21 protein-coding genes and 1 tRNA gene are annotated in these 20,395 nt (G+C 65.6%); 15 read left to right on the forward strand and 7 right to left on the reverse strand.

Annotated elements, in window-relative coordinates; translation table 11 throughout:
• Positions 1-836 (reverse strand): trypsin-like peptidase domain-containing protein (locus tag RKP46_RS00455; protein ID WP_311104808.1); only part of this gene is annotated, 836 nt, incomplete at its 3' end.
• A 21-nt stretch (positions 837-857) separates the two neighbouring features.
• Here RKP46_RS00455 and RKP46_RS00460 point away from each other — a divergent pair.
• From RKP46_RS00460 to RKP46_RS00515, 12 genes are all read left to right on the forward strand, one after another.
• Positions 858-1,604 carry a Nif3-like dinuclear metal center hexameric protein gene (locus RKP46_RS00460; protein WP_311104809.1) on the forward strand — a complete coding sequence of 249 codons (747 nt, stop codon included), beginning with the start codon at positions 858-860 and terminating at the stop codon, positions 1,602-1,604.
• A 25-nt stretch (positions 1,605-1,629) separates the two neighbouring features.
• Positions 1,630-2,325: a fumarylacetoacetate hydrolase family protein gene (locus RKP46_RS00465; RefSeq protein ID WP_311099145.1), complete on the forward strand. Its 696-nt coding sequence runs from the start codon at positions 1,630-1,632 to the stop codon at positions 2,323-2,325.
• A 128-nt stretch (positions 2,326-2,453) separates the two neighbouring features.
• Positions 2,454-2,530 (forward strand) — tRNA-Arg (locus RKP46_RS00470).
• A 65-nt stretch (positions 2,531-2,595) separates the two neighbouring features.
• The gene (locus RKP46_RS00475; protein ID WP_311104810.1) at positions 2,596-4,479 is read left to right on the forward strand and encodes a thiamine pyrophosphate-dependent enzyme; all 1,884 of its coding nucleotides are present in this window, start codon (positions 2,596-2,598) and stop codon (positions 4,477-4,479) included.
• Between the two features lie 61 nt (positions 4,480-4,540).
• Complete coding sequence (locus tag RKP46_RS00480; protein WP_311104811.1) at positions 4,541-5,173, forward strand: indolepyruvate oxidoreductase subunit beta; 633 nt, start codon at positions 4,541-4,543, stop codon at positions 5,171-5,173.
• Positions 5,174-5,303: 130 nt separating this feature from the next.
• The gene (gene folD / locus RKP46_RS00485) at positions 5,304-6,164 is read left to right on the forward strand and encodes a bifunctional methylenetetrahydrofolate dehydrogenase/methenyltetrahydrofolate cyclohydrolase FolD (RefSeq protein WP_311104812.1); all 861 of its coding nucleotides are present in this window, start codon (positions 5,304-5,306) and stop codon (positions 6,162-6,164) included.
• A complete protein-coding gene (gene purE / locus RKP46_RS00490) occupies positions 6,157-6,654 on the forward strand; it encodes a 5-(carboxyamino)imidazole ribonucleotide mutase (protein ID WP_311099149.1) in 498 nt (165 codons plus the stop codon). Before folD ends, purE begins: the two co-directional genes overlap by 8 nt.
• A gap of 28 nt (positions 6,655-6,682) precedes the next feature.
• Positions 6,683-7,840: a 5-(carboxyamino)imidazole ribonucleotide synthase gene (locus RKP46_RS00495; protein WP_311104813.1), complete on the forward strand. Its 1,158-nt coding sequence runs from the start codon at positions 6,683-6,685 to the stop codon at positions 7,838-7,840.
• Entirely contained in the window at positions 7,830-8,852 is a 1,023-nt protein-coding gene (locus RKP46_RS00500) for an L-threonylcarbamoyladenylate synthase (protein ID WP_311104814.1), read from the forward strand. The genes RKP46_RS00495 and RKP46_RS00500 overlap by 11 nt, the downstream gene beginning before the upstream one ends.
• A 100-nt stretch (positions 8,853-8,952) precedes the next feature.
• A complete protein-coding gene (locus tag RKP46_RS00505; protein WP_311104815.1) occupies positions 8,953-9,930 on the forward strand; it encodes a DUF533 domain-containing protein in 978 nt (325 codons plus the stop codon).
• On the forward strand, positions 9,893-11,494 hold the full coding sequence (locus RKP46_RS00510) for a protein adenylyltransferase SelO (RefSeq protein WP_409194084.1): 1,602 nt from the start codon (positions 9,893-9,895) through the stop codon (positions 11,492-11,494). The genes RKP46_RS00505 and RKP46_RS00510 overlap by 38 nt, the downstream gene beginning before the upstream one ends.
• A gap of 97 nt (positions 11,495-11,591) precedes the next feature.
• Complete coding sequence (locus RKP46_RS00515) at positions 11,592-13,805, forward strand: patatin-like phospholipase family protein (protein WP_311104817.1); 2,214 nt, start codon at positions 11,592-11,594, stop codon at positions 13,803-13,805.
• Between the two features lie 15 nt (positions 13,806-13,820).
• Here RKP46_RS00515 and RKP46_RS00520 read toward each other — a convergent pair whose 3' ends face one another.
• From RKP46_RS00520 to RKP46_RS00545, 6 genes are all read right to left on the reverse strand, one after another.
• Positions 13,821-14,810 carry an NAD(P)H-dependent glycerol-3-phosphate dehydrogenase gene (locus RKP46_RS00520; RefSeq protein ID WP_311104818.1) on the reverse strand — a complete coding sequence of 330 codons (990 nt, stop codon included), beginning with the start codon at positions 14,808-14,810 and terminating at the stop codon, positions 13,821-13,823.
• Positions 14,811-14,820: 10 nt separating this feature from the next.
• Positions 14,821-15,285 (reverse strand): SH3 domain-containing protein, encoded by a 465-nt coding sequence (locus RKP46_RS00525; protein WP_311104819.1) that lies wholly within the window; start codon positions 15,283-15,285, stop codon positions 14,821-14,823.
• Entirely contained in the window at positions 15,266-15,733 is a 468-nt protein-coding gene (secB, locus tag RKP46_RS00530) for a protein-export chaperone SecB (RefSeq protein ID WP_311104820.1), read from the reverse strand. The genes RKP46_RS00525 and secB overlap by 20 nt, the downstream gene beginning before the upstream one ends.
• A gap of 98 nt (positions 15,734-15,831) precedes the next feature.
• On the reverse strand, positions 15,832-16,107 hold the full coding sequence (gene grxC / locus RKP46_RS00535) for a glutaredoxin 3 (protein WP_311104821.1): 276 nt from the start codon (positions 16,105-16,107) through the stop codon (positions 15,832-15,834).
• Entirely contained in the window at positions 16,104-16,523 is a 420-nt protein-coding gene (locus RKP46_RS00540; protein WP_311104822.1) for a rhodanese-like domain-containing protein, read from the reverse strand. The genes grxC and RKP46_RS00540 overlap by 4 nt, the downstream gene beginning before the upstream one ends.
• Positions 16,524-16,592: 69 nt before the next feature.
• Complete coding sequence (locus RKP46_RS00545) at positions 16,593-16,904, reverse strand: metalloregulator ArsR/SmtB family transcription factor (protein WP_311104823.1); 312 nt, start codon at positions 16,902-16,904, stop codon at positions 16,593-16,595.
• Positions 16,905-17,033: 129 nt separating this feature from the next.
• Between RKP46_RS00545 and RKP46_RS00550 the strand changes: the two genes are divergently transcribed.
• The 3 genes from RKP46_RS00550 to RKP46_RS00560 all read left to right on the forward strand — a co-directional run.
• Positions 17,034-18,542 (forward strand): peptidoglycan DD-metalloendopeptidase family protein, encoded by a 1,509-nt coding sequence (locus RKP46_RS00550; RefSeq protein ID WP_311104824.1) that lies wholly within the window; start codon positions 17,034-17,036, stop codon positions 18,540-18,542.
• Between the two features lie 22 nt (positions 18,543-18,564).
• Positions 18,565-19,974 (forward strand): S41 family peptidase, encoded by a 1,410-nt coding sequence (locus tag RKP46_RS00555; protein ID WP_311104825.1) that lies wholly within the window; start codon positions 18,565-18,567, stop codon positions 19,972-19,974.
• Positions 19,975-19,997: 23 nt separating this feature from the next.
• A partial coding sequence (locus RKP46_RS00560) for a hypothetical protein (RefSeq protein WP_311104826.1) occupies positions 19,998-20,395 on the forward strand: 398 nt, incomplete at its 3' end.

Consider the following 20,395-nt stretch of genomic DNA (forward strand, 5'->3'; position numbering starts at 1 on the left):
ACGTCCTGGGCAATCGAAATCGGGATGGCAAAACCAATGCCGAGCGAACCGCCCGAACGCGAATAGATCGCGGTATTGATGCCGATCAGCCTGCCCTCGCTGTCGACCAGCGCACCGCCCGAGTTTCCGGGATTGATCGCCGCATCGGTCTGGATGAAATTCTCGAAGGTATTGATTCCCAGATGCGAACGCCCGAGCGCTGAAATGATCCCCATGGTCACGGTCTGTCCAACGCCGAAGGGATTGCCGATCGCCAGCGCAACATCGCCGACGCCGATGTCGTCCATCTTGCCCAAGGAGATTGCCGGCAGGACGAGTTCCTTGCCGTTACGTTCGGTAATCTGCAGCACCGCCAGATCGGATTCAGGATCGCTGCCGACCAGACGAGCATCGAGGTTGCGCCCATCGCTCAGGGCAATTTCGATCTGATCAGCGGCCTCGACGACATGCAGGTTGGTCAGCACGTAACCGCTTGCGCTGACGATGACGCCCGAGCCCAGGCCGGAGGTGCGCGGGCTTTCGCCACCGCCACCGCCACCGCCATCACCGAAGAAATGGCGGAAAATCGGGTCGTCGAGAAAAGGATGGCGACGCTCCTTGATCTTCTGCGCAGTGAAGATGTGGACCACCGACGGCAGCGCCTTCTGCGCCGCCTGCCGGTACGAGGTGGCGGCAAGCGCCGGCTCGACGCGCGTCGGCGCGGGTAGCTGAACAGGCTCGGGACGGCTATCGCTCGTCTCTTTTCCCAGCCACTCGGGCTTGAGCGTCGTGATGACGAAAAGAATGGCTAAACCAATCGTCACCGTTTGTGCAAAAATCAGCCAGAGCCTGCGCATGGGCAAATGGGGAGCCGAAAAATGAAGCGCGACGAACTGACACGCTATCTGGATGGCCTGCTGGACGCAGGACGCTGGCGCGATTATTGCCCAAACGGCCTGCAAGTGGAAGGACGGCCCGAAATCGAGCGCGTCGTCGCCGGGGTCAGCGCGAGTGCCGCGCTCATCGAGGCGGCCATCGAGCGAAATGCCGATGCCATCCTGGTTCATCACGGGTGGTTCTGGCGTGGCGAAGACGCGCGCATCGTCGGCATCCGGCGCAAGCGGCTGCACTTGCTTCTGGCGCACGAGATCAACCTGATTGCTTACCACTTGCCGCTCGACAGCCACGCCGAACTGGGCAACAACGCGCAGCTCGCCGGCCAGCTCGACTGGCTGGTTGATAGCCGCTTCGGCGAGCAGGACATCGGCTGGTCCGGCCATCTCGCCGTCCCGACGACGCTCGGCGAGCTGGCCAAGCACGTTAGCAGCCGCCTGCAGCGGGCACCGCTGGTCATCGGCGAGGCGAGTCGCACGATCAGCCGAGTCGCCTGGTGCTCGGGCGCCGCGCAGAATCTCTTCGAGCAGGCGATTGGCCTCGGCGTCGACGCCTATCTGAGCGGCGAGATCTCGGAGCAGACCGTGCACCTGGCGCGCGAATCGGGCACCGCCTTCATCGCCGCCGGGCACCATGCCAGCGAACGCTACGGCGTCCGCGCGCTGGCCGAACACCTGGCCGAACACTGCGGCCTGCACTGCGAGTTCGTCGATCTTGACAATCCCGTCTGACCCCCTTTCCCGAACAGGAGAACGCATGTCCTACGCTTTCCCCCCGCCAGCGCTGCCGGCCGTCCCGATCGCCGGCAGCGACGCGCTGTTTCCGGTCCGCCGCGTCTATTGCGTCGGCCGCAACTATGCCGACCATGCCGCCGAAATGGGCGCCGACACGCGCGAACCACCGTTCTTCTTCAGCAAACCGGCGGACGCGATCGTCCCCGGCGGCGGCAAAGTACGCTATCCGCCGGCCACCCGCGATCTCCAGCACGAAGTCGAACTGGTCGTCGCGCTGGCCGGTGGCGGTTCCGACATCGCGCCGGCACGCGCGCTCGAACTCGTCCATGGCTACGCGGTGGGCATCGACCTGACCCGCCGCGACTTGCAGAAGCGGGCGAAGGACAAGGGCCACCCGTGGGACATGAGCAAGGGCTTCGACGAAAGCGCACCGCTCGGCGCCATTCAGCCGGCAACGCGGGTCGGTCACCCGGCGAGCGGTGCGATCTGGCTGGCGGTCAATGGTCAGGTCCGCCAACAGGGCGATCTGGCGCAGATGTCGTGGAAGATCGCTGAAATCATCGCCAATCTGTCGACCTATGTCAGGCTCGCCGCCGGCGACCTGATCTTCACCGGGACACCGGCCGGCGTGTCGACCGTGCTGCGCGGCGACGTGCTCACCGCTGGCGTCACGGGAATCGGCGAACTTGCCGTCGAACTGGTCGGCGCCGACGAGTAGGATCGGGCACGCGGCAAGCCGGACGGCGGCAAGGAAATGCCCCACCCCGCATGGCAGGCCGCGCTTGCCTGACGAGATAGCGCTTGAGCCGCGCCGGCGGCCTGTGTACAATGGCGACCCATGGCAACGCGCCCGTAGCTCAGCTGGATAGAGTACTTGGCTACGAACCAAGGGGTCGGGCGTTCGAATCGCTCCGGGCGTGCCATAAGAACATGGGTTAGCGCAAGCTAGCCCATTGTTTTTGCGTGAAGACCTTCGCTAGGAGAGGCGATGAGCACGGCAGCGTCAGTAAGCACCCGGCGGCCAGCGGCAGCCAGCCGCCTTCTCATGTCGGGCAACGAGGCGGTCGCACGTGCCGTCTGGGAAGCGGGTGCGCGCGTCGCTGCGGCGTATCCGGGAACGCCATCGACCGAAATCCTGGAAGCCCTGGCCACCTACCCCGACATCTACAGCGAGTGGTCGGTCAACGAAAAAGTCTCGCTGGAAGTCGCGCTCGGCGCCGCCATGGCCGGCTCGCGCAGCTTCTGCGCGATGAAGCATGTCGGCATGAATGTCGCTTCGGACGCGCTGATGACGATGACCCTGACCGGCGTCGTCGGCGGCCTGGTGATCGCGATTGCCGACGATGTCGGCCTGTCGTCGTCACAGAACGAGCAGGATTCGCGTTTCTGGGGCCGCTTCGCGCACGTGCCGCTGCTTGAACCGGCGGATTCGCAGGAAGCGCACGCGTTCACGCTGGCTGCCTTCGCCCTCTCCGAGCGTTTCGAGGTGCCGGTCATTCTCCGCCTGACGACGCGCATCTGCCACGTCAAGGGACTGGTGACGGTGGGTGAGCGCAGCGAGCCGGCGGTCGCCGGATTCCGCAAGGATGTCGGGCGCTGGGTGATGGTGCCGAGCGCGGCCGGCCGCCGCCTGCCGCTGATGTTTGAACGCGAGCGCAACCTGCGCAGCGCAGCCGAGACCTCCGAGCTGAACTGCACGGAGATGGGCAGCGACCGGCGGGTCGGCTTCATCACCAGCGGGCCGGCGTACATGCACGTGCGCGAAAGCTTTCCAGCGGCCCCCGTGTTCAAGCTGGGCTTCTCGTATCCGCTGCCTTTCGCTCGCCTGCGCGCCTTTGCCGAACAGTGCGAACGAATCGTCGTCGTGGAGGAAGTCGAGCCGCTGATCGAAAGCGAGCTGAAGGCACAGGGAATCGCCGTCATTGGCAAGGACATCCTGCCCCTTTCGGGCGAATTGTCGCCGCAGATACTGAAACCGGCGATTGCCCGCCTGCTCGGCGAACCCGAGCCGCCGGCGGCGCCCACCCCCGCCTTGCCCGTTTTTCCGCGACCGCCGACGATGTGCGTCGCCTGCCCGCATCTCGGCGTGTACTACACGCTCTCGCAATTGCGCAACGTCACCATTTCGGGCGATATCGGCTGCTACACGCTCGGCTTCGGCCAGCCATGGAACGCACTCGACGCGTGCATTTCGATGGGCGCCTCGATGGGCATGGCGCTCGGCCTCGATAAAGGGCGCAGCGACGCCGAACAGGGCCAGAAGATCGTCGCCGTCATCGGTGACTCGACTTTCCTGCATATGGGAATGCAGGGTTTGCTCGACATCGTCTACAACCGCGGCAACGTCACCGTCCTGCTCCTCGACAACCGCGCGGTCGGCATGACCGGCGGCCAGGACAACCCGGGCAGCGGGCGCGACATCCACGGCGAGGACGCGCCGCGAGTCGATTTCGTTCGCCTGGTCAAGGCTCTCGGCGTACGCGACGAGCGCGTCCACCTGGTCAATGCCTACGAGCTGCCGGTGTTGCTGCGCACGCTGCGCGAAGAAACCAAGATCCCCGAGCCGTCGGTGATCATCACCAGTCAGCCCTGCGTGCTGATCAAGGACTACCACGCGCTGAAGCCTTATACGGTGATCGAAGACAAGTGCACCGGTTGCGGCAACTGCGTTGATGTCGGCTGCCCGGCGATCCACGTCACGCGCCGCGACCGGGTCAGGAAGGCGAGCGGGCGCGAGGTCGACCTCGCTTTCGTGCGCATCGAGAGCGCCGCGTGCACTGGTTGCGGGCTCTGCCTGAAGCCCTGTGCACCGGACGCAATCGTGCATGTCGACACGCTGGCGATGCCGATCAAGATCGTCAGGACAAGCTGAAACCCGGCACGCTGCGGTAACGCTCGGCGCGCCTGCCCTTGTGGGAAGAGAGTGTAATCCGATGTCTGAAGAAGGCCACTTCGCGACCACCAACATCCTCGTCGTCGGAACCGGTGGTCAGGGCGTGATGACCGCGACCGAAATCCTCGCCGAAGCGGCAATCGCGCTCGGCCACGACGTCAAGAAGACCGAAGTTGCCGGCATGGCGCAGCGCGGCGGGGTCGTCTCCTCGCACCTGCGCTTTGGCCGCAAGGTGCTCTCGCCACAGGTCACGCCGGGGTCAGCCGATGTCGTCCTCGGTTTTGAAGCAGCCGAGGCGATGCGCTGGCGCCACATGCTGCGCCCGGGCGGGCTGGTGCTGATGAATTCCGGCCGTCTTGTTCCACCGATCGTCGAACTCGGGCTCTACGAGTATCCGGCCGACCCGGTCGGCGAAATCCGCGCCGCCGGCACGCACGTCGTTTCCTTCGACGCCTCGGCCATCGCGCTCGAGCTGGGCGACATCCGGCTCGGCAACACGGTCATGCTGGGAGCCATTTCCGACCATCTGCCGTTTCCCGCCGAGGTCCTCGAGCGCTGCATTCTGCAACGCTTTGCGAGCAAGAAGCCGGCCCTCGTCGAACTCAACCGCAAGGCTTTCACGGCCGGCCGGCAAGCGGCTGAAGAGGCCGAGAAAGCTGCCGCGCCGGCCTGATCGCCAGCCAGGAAATGCCCGCCAAAAGAATCTTCACCCTTGCGGCCGACACCGGCAGCCGGCGCCGCTGCAGCTTCCCGCTCTCCGCTCCCTTCCCTCCCTTCCCTCTCTCGTCTCAGGAATAGCCCAGATGACCGCCCTGATCCTCGACGGAAACGCGCTGGCCCAGAAGCTGCGCGCCGACTTCAAGACACGCGCCGACGCGCTGACCGCGCGCGGCGCGCAGCCTGGCCTGGCGGTCATTCTGGTCGGCGAAGACGCCGCTTCGCAGGTTTATGTGCGCAACAAGGTGAACGCCTGCGCGCAGGCCGGGCTGCGCTCGGAGAAAATCACCTACCCGGCGGATGTCGAGCCGCAACGCGTCCTGACGCGCGTCGCCGAACTCAACGCCGACCCGACCATTCACGGCATCCTTGTCCAGCTCCCGCTGCCCAGGCACTTCGACAGCGACGCGGTGCTTGCCGCCATTTGTCCGGATAAGGACGTCGACGGTTTTCACGCCGAGAACGTCGGCGCACTGATGCAGGGCCATGCGCGCTTCATTCCCTGCACGCCCTACGGCGTGATGAAGTTCTTTGGCGAAGCGGGAATCGAATTGAAGGGCAAGGAGGCCGTCGTTCTCGGGCGCTCGAACATCGTCGGCAAACCGATGGCGATGCTCCTGATGCAGGCGAACGCGACGGTCACCGTCTGCCATTCGCAGACGCGCGACCTCGCCTTCCATACGCGCCGCGCCGACATCGTGATCGCCGCGCTGGGCAAGGCGCGCTTTGTCACCGCCGACATGGTGAAGCCGGGCGCTGTCGTCATCGATGTCGGAATCAACCGTCTGCCGGATGGAAAGCTTTGCGGCGACGTCGACTTTCCGGCGGTGAGTCAGATCGCTTCGGCGATCACCCCGGTACCCGGCGGAGTCGGTCCGATGACGATCACGATGCTCCTCGCCAACACGCTGGAAGCCGCCGAAAGAAAGGTTGGCCACGATGGCTGAAGGAACGCCCTTGGTCGGCGTCGTCATGGGCTCCGACTCCGACTGGCCGACAATGCAGGCGGCAGCCGTGCTGCTCAAGGAATTCGGCGTGCCTTTCGAGACGCGCGTCGTCTCGGCGCACCGCACGCCCGACCTGCTCTTTGCCTACGCCGCGAGTGCCGCGCCGCGCGGCCTGCGCGCGATCATCGCCGGCGCTGGCGGTGCCGCGCACTTGCCGGGAATGCTCGCCGCCAAGAGTATCGTTCCCGTGCTCGGCGTCCCGGTGCAGTCGAAAGCACTCGCCGGCCAGGATTCGCTGCTGTCGATCGTCCAGATGCCGAAAGGAATTCCGGTCGCCACTTTTGCCATCGGCGAAGCCGGTGCCGCCAATGCCGCACTCTTCGCGGTCGCCATGCTGGCCAGCGGCGACGCCGAACTGGCGCAGCGGCTGAGCGATTTTCGCCGCGCGCAGGCGGACAAGGTGATGGCGATGAAACTGCCCGAAGTGTGAGGCTGCGCGTCAAGCCCTGTCGCCTGCGATGATTCTTCCCCCGGCCACACTCGGCATGCTCGGCGGCGGCCAGCTCGGCCGCTTCTTCGTCGGTGCCGCGCACGAAATGGGTTATCGCGTCTGGGTCCTCGACCCTGACCCGCACAGCCCGGCCGGACTGCTGGCCGACCGCCATCTGGTCGCTGCCTACGATGACTATGCCGCGCTCGACCAGTTGGCCGAAACCTGCGCAGCAGTCACTACCGAGTTTGAGAACGTCCCCGCCGGAACCCTGGACTACCTGGCCAAGTTCGTCGTCGTCCGCCCTTCGGCGGCGGCGGTCGCCGTCTGCCAGAACCGCATCGCCGAAAAAAGCTTTCTGCGCGAGCATCAGCTACCGCACGGACCTTTCGCCGCCATCCACAGCGAGAACGACCTGCGCACCGCAGATCCCGGGCTTTTCCCGGCCATTCTCAAGGTCTCCCGCTTCGGTTACGATGGCAAGGGACAGGCCATCGTCGCCGACCGCGAGCAGGCGCTTGCCGCGTTTCAACACTTGCGCAGCGAAAGCTGCGTGCTCGAAAAGAAACTGCGCCTGGATGACGAGCTGTCGATCGTCCTGGTGCGCGACGAGAACGGGCTGGTGGCAAGCTTTCCGGCTGCCGGCAACCGCCACCGGCAAGGCATACTCGACGTTTCGCTGGCGCCCGCCGCAATCGCGCCGCAACTGAGCCACGACGCGGCCGCGATCGCCGCCACGATCGCCGAGCGCCTGGTTTACATCGGCACGCTGGCGGTCGAGTTCTTCGTCGTCGATGGCCGCCTGGTGGTCAACGAAATGGCGCCGCGACCGCACAACAGCGGTCATTACACGCTCGACGCCTGCCATTGCAGCCAATTTGAACAACAGGTGCGCGCCTTGTGCGGCCTGCCACTTGCCTCAACCCGCGCGCATTCGGCGGCGGCAATGGTCAATCTGCTCGGCGATCTCTGGTACGAAAGCACACCTGCCGGAACCCGCTATCGCGAACCCGACTGGGCCGCGCTGTATGCCTTTCCGACGCTCAAGCTGCACCTCTACGGCAAGCACCACGCGCGGCCCGGGCGCAAGATGGGGCACTTCACGCTGCTTGACGACGACCCGCAAAACGCCGGCCGGCTCGCCATGCAGGCGCGCGCGGCAATCGGTATCGGCGATGTCGATTGAGCCAGCCGCCCTGGCGCATGCGGTGAGCCTGCTGCAGACCGGCGAAATCGTCGCTTTTCCGACCGAGACGGTCTACGGCCTGGGCGCCGACGCCGCCCGCCCGGCGGCCGTCGGCAAGATCTTCGCGGCCAAAGGCCGGCCGGCCGATCACCCGCTGATCGTCCATCTGGCCAGCGCCGACGACCTCGAGCAATGGGCGATCGAGGTTCCCGAACTCGCCCACAAGCTTGCTGCAGCCTTCTGGCCGGGCCCGCTGACGCTGATCCTGAAACGCGCAGCGTGGGTGCCGCTCGCCGTCACCGGCGGCCAGCCGACGATCGGCCTGCGCGTGCCGGCGCATCCGCTGGCGCTCGCGCTGTTGCACGCCTTTGCCCGCGCCGGCGGCGGAGCTGGCGGAAAGTGCGGAATTGCCGCGCCTTCGGCCAATCGCTTCGGGCGGATCAGCCCGACCGAGGCGGCGCACGTGCGCGCCGAGCTGGGCGAACGCGTACCCTTGATCCTCGACGGCGGACCTTGCACGATCGGCATCGAATCGACCATTCTCGACCTCTCGCGCCTGGCGTCGGTCGGCGCGCGCGTGCTGCGTCCCGGGCACATCACGCCGGATCAGATCGCCGCGGTAAGCGGTGCGCTGCCCGACGTGGCGCCCGGCAGCGCCGCGCCGCCGCGGGTTTCCGGATCGCTCGCCGCACACTACGCGCCGCACACGCCGCTGCGTCTGGTGTCGACGCCGCAAGTACAGCAGGCGATCGACGAAGCACGCGCCAGCGGCCGGCGCTGCGCCGTCCTTTGCCACAGCCACCTGCCCGACACCGCAGCAGCAAGCATCAGCCAGCGCCTGTCCGACCAGCCCGCCGAGTACGCCGAAGGACTTTATTCGGCGCTGCGTCGTCTCGACAATCTGGCGGCCGATCTGATCATCGTCGAGGCGCCACCGGCAGCGCCAGCGTGGGCGGCGATAGCCGATCGCCTGCAGCGCGCCGCGCGCGGCTCCGGCCGACAGGGCGAGTAGGCGCGCCCGCCGACGGCACGGCAAGTTTAGTTGCCGGCGACCGGGAACTCGTGGATACTCCCCTGTGCCATGAGACCCATCCACCGGGAGAAAGACACGCATGAACGAAAACGAGCAGCAAGCCATTCTCACCTTGAGCCTGATGGCGGCTTTTGCCGACGGCGCCAAGGATGAAGCAGAACGTGCCGAAATCAAGCGCATCGCCGATGCACTGGCGGGCGAAGGAACGATCAACCTGGCTGCGCTTTATCAGGACGTGCTGCTCAAGCGCGTTTCGCTGGCCTCGGCAGCGAGCGTCCTGAGCACGCCCGAAACGCGCCAGCTTGCCTTTGAAATGGCCGTCTGCGTCTGCAACGCCGACGGTGTTCAGTCGGCGCCGGAGCAAGCCTACCTGGCCGAGCTGCGCCGGGCGCTGGGGCTCGATGCCGAGATGTCGACCGCCTACGCCCGCCAGGCCGAGACGATCGCTGGCGCGCCGCTGGCTGCTGCCGGTGCCGCCGGCGCGTCGGCCAGTGCAGCGGCGGCGACCGGCGAGCAGCCGGTCATGCACGCGGCGACGCTGAGCCCGACCGAGATCGACAAACTGATCCTCGACGCGGCGATTCTCAACGGCGCGCTTGAACTGCTGCCCGAATCGCTGTCCACGATGGCGATCATCCCGCTGCAGATGAAGCTGGTCTACCGCCTTGGCCAGGCGCACGGCTTCGAGCTGGACCGCGGGCATGTCAAGGACTTTCTGGCGACGCTCGGCGTCGGTCTGACCTCGCAGTATCTCGAACAGGCCGGCCGCAAACTGCTCGGCGGCCTGCTCGGCAAGCTCGGCGGCGGACTGCTTGGCGGACTGGGCAAACAGGCCGTCAGTTCGGGAATGAGCTTCGCCAGCACCTATGCGCTGGGCCATGTCGCACGACGCTACTACGCCGGCGGGCGCAGTCTGACGACGCAGATGCTGCGCCAGTCGTTCGACGACATGCTCGGTGAGGCGCGCGGACTGCAGGCGCGCTACCTGCCCGAAATGCAGACGCGAGCGCGTTCGCTCGATGCAGCGCAGATCGTCCAGTTGGTCAGGCAGAACTGACAGCCGAATGCTGGTTTTCGACAATCGCTTCCTGCGCGAACTGCCCGGCGACGCCGACCGGCGCAACGAGCCGCGCCAGGTGCATGGCGCGTGCTGGTCGCCGGTCGACCCGACGCCGGTCGCCGCACCGCGCCTGATCGCACATTCGCGCGAGGTGGCCGCTGCCCTCGACCTCAACGACGACCTGCTCAGCCGGCCGGAGCTGGTCGCCGCGCTCGCCGGCAACGCGTTGCTGCCGGGCATGGCGACGTACGCCAGTTGTTATGGCGGCCACCAGTTCGGCCACTGGGTCGGCCAGCTCGGCGACGGACGCGCGATTCTCCTGGGCGAAGCGATCAATCGACGCGGCGAGCGCTTCGAACTGCAACTGAAGGGCGCCGGACCAACACCCTACTCGCGCCGCGCCGATGGTCGCGCCGTCCTGCGTTCATCGATCCGTGAATTCCTGTGCAGCGAGGCGATGCACCATCTCGGAATACCGACGACGCGCGCGCTCAGCCTCGTCGCAACCGGCGAGACGGTCGTCCGCGACATGTTCTACGACGGCCACCCGGTGGACGAGCCGGGCGCCATCGTCTGCCGCGTAGCCCCGTCGTTCACGCGTTTCGGACACTTCGAACTCCTTGCCGCGCGCGGCGATCAGGCACTGCTGCAGCGCATGGTCGATTTCACGATCGCCCGCGATTTCCCCGAGTTGTCCGCTGGACGCCCGGAGGAGCGCCTCGTCACCTGGTTTGCCGAGATTTGCCAGCGCACTGCGCGCCTGCTCGCGCACTGGATGCGCGTCGGTTTCGTGCATGGCGTCATGAATACCGACAACATGTCGATCATCGGCCTGACGATAGACTATGGCCCGTACGGTTGGGTCGACAATTTCGATCCTGGCTGGACGCCAAATACGACCGACGCCGCCACTCGGCGCTACTGCTTTGCCCGTCAGCCAGCGATCGCACACTGGAATCTCGAACGTCTGGCCGACGCACTGAGCACGCTGACGCCCGCCGCCAGCGATCTGGCAGCCGCCCTCGAGCGCTATGATCAGGTCTATGCGCGCGAGTTCTGCGCCGCCTTTGCCGCCAAACTGGGTCTGCGCGCCTGGCAGCATGACGATGGCGAACTGCTCGAGGACCTGTTCGAGCTGATGCGCCTGGCCGAGATCGACATGACCGAATTCTTCCGCGACCTGGCGCAAGTCGACCTCGAGCGCCCGGACAGCGCGACGCTGCAGGCCGCGTTCTATCGCGCCGACCTGGCGCGACGCTTCGCCGGCGATCTGTCGCGCTGGCTCACACGTTACGCTGCGCGCGCACGCCAGGATGGGCAGCCGGCAGCGCAGCGCGCGGCCGCGATGAATCGCGTCAACCCGCGCTACGTACTGCGTAACTACCTGGCGCAGCAGGCGATCGACCGCGCCGAACAGGGCGACGAGCAGATGATCCACGAGTTGCTCGAGGTTCTTCGCCAACCCTACGACGAACAGCCCGGACGCCAGGCGTTCAGCGCCAAACGACCCGACTGGGCGCGGCATCGCGCCGGGTGTTCGATGCTCTCGTGCAGTTCCTGAAGTGCGCAGACGGCGCAAGCTGGGGCAGCCGGCGCGCCAGTCGGCGTCCGCTCGTCGGCGCCCGGCGCGGGCTGCGCCCACCGGCTGAACGGTCAACATGAAAACGAACCTGTTCCTCCGCCTGTTCCTCCACCTGTTCCTCATCACCCTTCTCGCCCACGCCGGTCTCACCAGCGCCGCCGATTCGCCGCGACCGCGCGTCGGTCTCGTCCTCGGCGGCGGTGGCGCGCGCGGCGCGGCGCATATCGGCGTCCTCGAAGTGCTCGAACAACTGCGCGTTCCCGTTGACTGCGTCGCCGGAACAAGCATGGGAGCACTCGTCGCCGGCGCGTTTGCCGCCGGCCTGACGCCGGCACAGATGCGCGCCGAACTCGCGAAGGCGGATTGGGACGACCTGTTCCGCGACGATCCCGCGTTCTACGAGCAGAGCTATCGGCGCAAAACCGCCGACAAGCGCTTTCTCCCGGCGTCGGAGACGGGGGTCGGCGCGCACGGCGTAAAGTATCAGACCGGAATCATTTCCGGTCAGAAGATCAAACTGTTCTTCAACCAACTGGTCCATTCCGACCTGGGCGAACGAATGATCGAAACGCTGCCGCTGCCGCTGTCGATCATCGCCACCGACATCGTCAAGGGCGAGCGCGTGGTCATGCGCAGCGGCAGCCTGACCTCGGCGATGCGCGCCAGCATGTCGGTTCCCGGCCTGATGTCGCCGGTCGCGGTCGACGGGAGGAAGCTCGTCGACGGCGGTCTGGTCGACAACGTGCCGATCGAGGAGGTACGCGCACGCTGTCAGGCCGATGTCGTGATCGCCGTCAACGTCGGCTCGCCCCTGTTGACCGCCGAAGAAATCAGCGGCCTGGTCAGCGTTTCGGCCCAGATGGTCAACCTGTTGACCGAGCAGAACGTCACCCGCTCGCTGGCCAGACTGACCGCCGGCGACATCTACCTCAAACCGGATCTGAAGGGAATCACCGCCGCCGACTTCCAGCGCACCGGCGAAACGGCGGATCGCGGCGCGCTGGCCGCCCGCGCGGCGGCCGACCGCCTGCGCGCGCTGGCCGTCGACCAGGCCAGCTACACCGCCTGGTCACAAGGCTTGCAAATCGCCCGGCGCGACGCTCCGCGCATCGATCAGATCGAAATCGCCGGACTGAAGCTGGTCAACCCGGCGGCGGTCGAGCGCCACCTGGAAGTCCGACCGGGCGACCGGATGGACCCGGCGGCGGTCAACTCGCAGTTGCTGCGCGCCTATGGCGACGGCTACTACGAACAGGTCGACTACGCACTGACCCGCAGCCTGCGCGGAAGAAACATCCTGCGCATCTCGCCGCTGGAAAAGAGCTGGGGACCGGACTACCTGCGTTACGGTATCAACCTCGATACCAACTTTTCGGCCAATTCGAGCTACGGCTTGCGCGTCGCCTATCATAAGACCTGGCTCAACAGCCTGGGCGGCGAATTCATCGGCCAGGCAGAAATCGGTTCGCAGCCGGGCATCACGCTCGACTACTACCAGCCGCTCGACGCTGCGCAGCGCTACTTCGCCGAAAGCAGCGTAAAGATTGGCAGCCGCCTGAGCGGCATCTATCTCGACGATCAAAGGCTCGCCGACTACAAGATCACCGAGAAGACTTTCCGCCTGGGCGTCGGCCGCAACCTCGGCCTGCTCGGCCAGGTGCGGGCAGGCTGGAAGGAAACCTGGTACAGCGCCGAAAGGGACACCGGGCTGCCCATCTTTCCTGAGCTGTCGCTGCACCACGGCGGCTGGACGGCGGCGCTCGACATGGATCAGACTGATCGGCTCTACTTTCCGACCAGCGGCTGGTCGACGCACCTGCACTACTTCGCCTCGCGCAGCGACAGTTACAGCACGCTCGACGCCGGCGCGACCGGCCACGCCCGGATCGCCGACTGGGTGCTGAGCAGCCGGCTGTCGTACCAGGGTTCACCGCAAGGGCAGCGCCCGTTTCATGACATCGGGAATCTCGGTGGAATGCTCAACATGACCGCGTTCTCGCCCGGTCAACTGAAGGGCGACGATATCCGCTACGGCCACCTGCGCGCAGAAAGAATCGTCGGCCGCCTGCCGCTGGGGCTGCGCGGCGACCTGCGCCTGGGAGCGGCCATCGAGACCGCCAAGGTTGGCCGGCCGGCGACTGAAACCCGTCTGCGCGGCTGGATCACCTCGGGCGCGATCTACATCGGCGGCGAAACCCCGCTGGGTCCGATTTACCTCGGCTACGGCTATTCCAACGCCGGATCGAGCGGCGGCTACGCCAATCTCTACCTGTTCCTCGGCACGCCCTGAGGCACGCGCCAGGGATCAACTCGCTTCGATCTTCGGATCGCGCCGCAGGAGTTTGTCGACCGCCTGCGCGGCCGGCTCGTCATGATAGAGAATGGCGTCGACCGCGCGCGTGATCGGCATGTCGATCTCCAGCCGCTCGGCCATCCGCGCCACTTCCCGGGTCGTGCTGACACCCTCGGCGACGTGTCCCAGTTCGTCCAGGATCTGCGGCAGCCGGCGCCCTGCTGCCAGCGCCAGACCGACGCTGCGATTGCGCGACAGATCGCCGGTACAGGTCAGAATCAGGTCGCCCATCCCGGCCAGCCCCATGAAGGTTTGCGGGTGTGCACCCAGCGCCACGCCGAAACGAGCGATTTCGGCCAGCCCGCGCGTGATCAGTGCGGCGCGAGCATTGAGCCCCAGCCCGAGTCCATCGCACACACCGGTGGCAATCGCCATGATGTTCTTGACGCCACCGCCGACCTCGACACCGGTCAGGTCGTCGTTCGCATAAACGCGAAAGTGGGCGCTGTGCAAAGTGCGCGCGATGCAATGACCAAAATCAGCGTCATTGGCCGCCAGCGTGACCGCTGCCGGCAAGCCGCGCGCGACCTCGGCCGCGAAACTGGGCCCGGACAGCGCACCACACAACGCCTCGGCGCCGAGTTCTTCGGCCACGATCTGATGCGGCAGACGCCCGGTTTCGGCCTCGAGTCCCTTGCACGCCCAGACCACTGGCCGCGCCAGACCATCCTCGCGCATGCGGCGCAGGCAGGGTCGCAGACCGGCAAGCGGCGTCGCTACCAGCACCAGATCGGCGCTCGCGACGAGTTCCGAGAAATCGTCGGCAATCGCCAGCTCGTCGGGCAAGCGGTGGCCGGGCAACCGGCTCCGGTTCTCGCGCTCGGCGCGCAAAGCTTGTCGCTCGCTCGCCTGGCGCGCCCACAGGCTGACCGTGTGCTGACGGCTGAAAGCGATGGCCAGCGCAGTCCCCCAGGCGCCAGCACCGAGAACGGCAATCTTCATGGCTTGAAAATCAGATGCCCCAGACCTGATTGGCCCGAACGTAACCCGTCTGGCCGTCACGATGGCGCACTTTCACCCAGCCGCCAGGCGTTGTATCAAGATAGTCGAGCGAAACGCTCTTCTCGGCCTCGAAAACGACCGGCGCCGATTCGTCGGCGTTTTGTCGGATGACGGCGCGTGCCGCTGTCACCAGCACGCTACGCCGGTTGGCCAGGGATCGGGCTTCGATCCACGCCAAGCCGCCATCGGCGTCGCGCACTTTCGACCATCCCTCGAGTCGGACGACGACCTCGACCGGCGTTCCGCGGCGAATGACGAAGAGCTTGGTCCCCTTCTGCGACGGCGCATCGTAGAGCACTGAAGCCGCCTCCACCGTGCGGTACTCGGCGGCCAGCGCGGAGCCGGCCGCCACCGCCCAGGCGAGAACGCCAAGCAGGCGCATCGCCGGCGGCAAATTACTGCGCCGTCGCTGCACTGGCGGTCTCCGCCTCACCAGCCTGCTGCTGCAGGCGGGCGACGTAAAGCGCCTCGAAATTCACCGGCTGCAGCATCACCGGCGCAAAACCGGCGCGGGTGACCGCGTCCGAGACGACTTCGCGCGCATAGGGAAACAGAATGTTCGGACAAGCAATCGCCAGCAGCGGCTCCATGTTCTCGTCCGGTACATTCTGCACGCGGAAGATGCCGGCTTGCCCGACTTCTACGAGGAAGACCGTCTTCTCTTCGATCTTGGAAGTCACCGTGGTCGTCAAGGTCACTTCAAACAGCCCCTCGCCGATGCCCTGGGCATTGCTCTGCAACTGGATGCCGATCTTCGGGGCTTCACGTTCCAGATAGATCTGCGGCGCGTTCGGCACTTCCACCGAGAGGTCCTTGACGTAAATCTTCTCGATGGCAAATACGGGGTTTTCTTGTTCGCTCATGGTCAGCTATTTCACCAGGTTAGTGAGTTGGCGGGAAACAAAACAGGACGTTCCGGCGGGGTTGGCGCGCCGCCGGGGGGAAATGCGAACTGCCGGCGTCACGCAGCGTCGCCCGCCAGCAGAGGCAACAGCTTGCCCGCGCGGTCGAGGGCAATGAGGTCGTCGCAGCCACCGACATGGAAATCGCCGATGAAGATCTGCGGCACGGTCCGCCGGGCAGTGCGACCGAGCATCTCGTCGCGCCGGCCGGGGTCGAGATCGATACGCACCTTTTCGATCGCCTCGGCGCCGCGCGCGCGCAGGATCTGCTCGGCGCGCAGACAATAGGGGCAAACCGCCGTCGCATACATCAGGACGCGTGGCCGTTCGCTCATCGGCGAGTCCCCTTCTTCAATGGCAGACCCGCCTCGGTCCACGCACCGATCCCGCCTTCCAGCGTGTGGACGCGCGAAAAACCGAGTTTGACCAGTGAAGAGCACGCTGCCGACGAACGTGCACCGGTCTGGCAGACCAGAATCACCGGCTTGTCCTTGAACTGTTCGAGTTCGCTGGCCCGCTCGGCCAGCGCCCCGGCAGGAATGTTGCGGGCGGCCGAAAGATGCCCGCCAGCGTATTCATTCGCCTCGCGCACGTCGATCAGCACCGCGTTTTCGCGGTTGATCAACATGGTTGCCTGTGCCGGTGTGACGCCACGCGCACCGCCCGGCCGTCGCAGTGAAAGCGCGAGAAGCAAGGAGCCGCTGACCATGGCGACGGCAACCAGGAGGATATTCTGCTGTATGAATTCCAAGCGCAACTCCAGAAACTGACAGGCATCGAGAAAACTTCGGCACGATCACCGCGCGCGACCTTGACCGGCCTAGCTGTCACCGCAAAAGACCTCGCGCATCATACCGATCAATTGCAGCGTACGCGCATCGCCGACCCGGTAATAGACCCGGTTGGCCTCCTTGCGGGCCAGCAAGACGCCCTTTTCGCGCAGGATCGCAAGGTGTTGCGAGATATTGCTCTGCGACGTACCGACCGCGCTGACAATCTGCTGCACGCAGACATCCTGATCGCCAACGACGCACAGGATCTTCAGCCGTAGCGGGTGCGAAATCGACTTCAGCGCCCGCGCCGCCTGCTCGATATGCTCCTGCTTGTCGATGATATTGTTCGGAATGGGCACGGTAGGTGATAGTTGCCGATTATCATATAATTGTCGATTATAAACCAGATCTTGAATGCACGCGTGTCCGCCCTTGCAGGCGTTCTTCTTGCAGCCGGCCGATGGCGCCGCCGGGCGTCGGCTGAGGGTGTGATCTCCCGCGCCCGAACACGTATACGATGGCTGCTCGCCGGCCTGCTGAGCACAATTGCGCTCAACCCAGGCGTGGCGACGGCCGTCAGCCTGGCGGGCAAGGATGCGCCTGGCGCGACGGCGAGCGAGGTCGCTGGCCGCCAGAACGAACTGAACGCGCTGCGGGCACAGATCGAAAGACTGCGCCGCGCGCTGCTCAGCGCCGAGCAGTCGCACCGCAACTCCGCCGATGACCTGCAGGACGTCGATCGGACGATCTCCCAAACGCAGCGTGGCCTGCACGAATTATCGTCCCGGATCAATGAATTGAAGCGCGATCTCAAGGAACACGACGAGCACTCGCGCGAACTCGAGCGACGCCTGAAGGGACAGCAGGGGCAACTTGAGAAGCTGCTCCACCGTCAGTATCAACGCGGCAATCCCGATCCCCTGCGCCTGCTGCTCAACGGCAACGATCCGAATCAACTGGCGCGCGACCTGTACTACCTGGAAGCGATCGGTCGCGCGCGATCGCAAGTGCTCGTCGCAATGGCAGCAACCTTGCATGACAAGCAGGCGCTCGCCACCGCCACCCGCCAGCAGACCGACGAGTTGTCGCTCGCCCTCAGCCGACAACAGGAAGCGCATGACCGCCTGCTCGCGCAGCGTGAGCAGCGGCGTATCGTGTTGAGCAGAATTGCCGAGCAACTGGCCGCACAGCGGCAGGAAATCGGCAATCTGCAACGCGACGAAAAGCGCATGAGCGAACTGATCGATCGTCTGTCGAAGATCATTGCCGCGCAGGCCGCCGAGGAACTGGCGGCACGCCAGGCGGCGGCCCGGCGACAGGCGGCCGAAGCGACAGCCCGCCGCCAGGCGGCAGAAGCGATGGCACGCCGCCAGGCGGCAGAAGCGATGGCACGCCGCCAGGCGGCAGAGGCGGTCACCGCCAAGCGGCGCCCAGCGGCCGAAGCGACCAGCAGCAGCCGTGTGCCAGGGGCTGCAGGGCACCGCGACCAGACGCCTGCGGCCGAGTCAGTCGCACCGGACGAGTCCACCGCCGGCCAGGCCCCGGCGCCGGCAAAGGCCAGAGCAAGCGCCGCCGAGGTCGCTGTCCCGGCAAGCGGCAGCGGCCTGGCGCGCTTGAAGGGCGAACTGCGCGCGCCAGCAAGTGGCGTCGTGGTCAATCGATTCGGCGCCAGCCGACACGAAGGCAGTACCTGGAAGGGCGTCTTCATCCGCGCTGGCAGCGGCAGCGAGGTGCGCAGCATCGCTGGCGGACGCGTCGTTTTCGCCGAATGGATGCGCGGTTTCGGCAACCTGCTGATCGTCGATCACGGCAGCGCCTACCTTTCGGTCTATGCCAACAACCACGCCTTGCTCAAACAGGTGGGCGACGACGTGCGGCCGGGCGAGGCGATCGCGACCGTCGGCAACAGCGGTGGCAACCCGGAATCCGGTTTATACTTTGAGCTTCGTCATCAGGGAAAGCCGCTCGACCCGCTGAGCTGGGTCAACCTGAAGTAGCGGACGCAATGGAGTGAGACCAATGGGCAAGTTGAGACAGGTCGGGCTGGTGTGCGCCGGAGTGGTCGGTGGTGTGCTGATCAGCCTGCAGTTTTCGGCGCTCGCCGAAAAGGAAACCCGCGCTGCACTGCCCGTCGAAGAACTGCGCACCTTTGCCGAAGTCTTCAATGCGATCAAGACCGGCTATGTCGAACCGGTGGAAGACAAGAAGCTGATCACGCATGCAATCAGCGGGATGGTTTCGAATCTCGACCCGCACTCGAGCTACCTTGACGCCGACGCGTTCAAGGACCTGCAGGTGGGCACGCAAGGTGAGTTTGGCGGCATCGGCATCGAAGTCGGCATGGAGGATGGCCTGGTCAAGGTCGTCTCGCCGATCGAGGACACGCCGGCCTATCGCGCTGGCGTCAAGAGCGGTGACCTGATCTTCAAGATCGACGATACGCTGGTCAAGGGCCTGACCTTGAACGAGGCAGTCAAGCGCATGCGCGGCAAGCCGAAATCGCAGATCAGACTGTCAATCATGCGCAAGGGCGAAGCCAAACCGATCGAGGTGACGCTGACGCGCGAGGTCATCAAGGTGCAGAGCGTCAAGTCGAAACTGGTGGAAGACGGCTATGGCTATCTGCGCATCACGTCTTTCCAGGAGAACACCGGCGCAGCCGTCGTCAAACACCTGAACGATTTGTTCAAACCGGGTCCGCTGAAGGGCCTGGTACTCGATCTGCGCAACGATCCGGGCGGCCTGCTGAACAACGCTGTCGGCGTGTCGGCCGCTTTCCTGCCGCCTGATACGCTCGTCACTTCGACCGACGGGCGCACGCCGGACGCCAAGCATCGCTACTACGCATCGCCAACCGACTATCTGCGCGGCGGCCGCGACGATTACCTGAAGGCCTTGCCGCCGGAAGCGCGCAAGGTATCGATGGTCGTCCTGGTCAACGGCGGGTCGGCCTCGGCGTCCGAAATCGTTGCCGGTGCGCTGCAGGATCACAAGCGCGCCATCGTCCTGGGTACGACGACCTTCGGCAAGGGCTCGGTGCAGACGGTTCTACCCCTGCCCGGCAATACCGCGATCAAGCTGACCACGGCGCGCTACTTCACACCTTCTGGCCGTTCGATCCAGGCCAAGGGAATCGTTCCCGACATCGTTGTCGAAGAATCCGCCAACGGCGGATCGGCGCAGCGCGTACGCGAGGCCAACCTCGAACATCACCTGGACGCCAGCAAGGACACGCCGCCGGCCAAGGAAACGCCCGCCAAGCCAGCTCCGGCGAAGAGTCCCGCCAAGCCGAAGCCCAGCAGCCAGAAGGACGACGCCGACGAAGCAGCGGAGCTGCCAAGCCGTGAACTTGCCTCGAAGAAGGACTATCAACTGACACAGGCGCTCAACCTGCTCAAGGGCATGCAGATCATGCAAAGTCCCCGCTAGGGTTCGGCGCTGGGAGAAACGACGTGAAACGAGCGGCAACACGAGTCCCCGAAGTGGCGCCGATCCGCAAGCAGAGGGCTATCCTGTTCGCGAGGTTTCCGCCCGGGCAGGTTCCCGAGGCGCACGACTTTCTCACCACAGTCGATCGCCTGGCGGTCAGCACGCCGACGCAGGAGCGCGTCGTCGGCGTCGCCTACGACCTGCGCGACCACACGCTGGAAGAGCTCGAGAGCGCCCTCGAAGACCAGGGTTACCACCTCGACAACACACTGATGAGCAAAATGATGCGAGCGCTGATCTACTACGTCGAGGAGACCCAGTTGCACAATCTCGACACGCCGCATCGGCCGCTCAAGCGATCGCAATCGGAAGCCTACACGCACGCCTGGGAGCGGCATCCGCACGGCGATCACGACGATAC

The organism is Accumulibacter sp. (genome assembly GCF_031732815.1).
GTDB lineage: Bacteria > Pseudomonadota > Gammaproteobacteria > Burkholderiales > Rhodocyclaceae > Accumulibacter.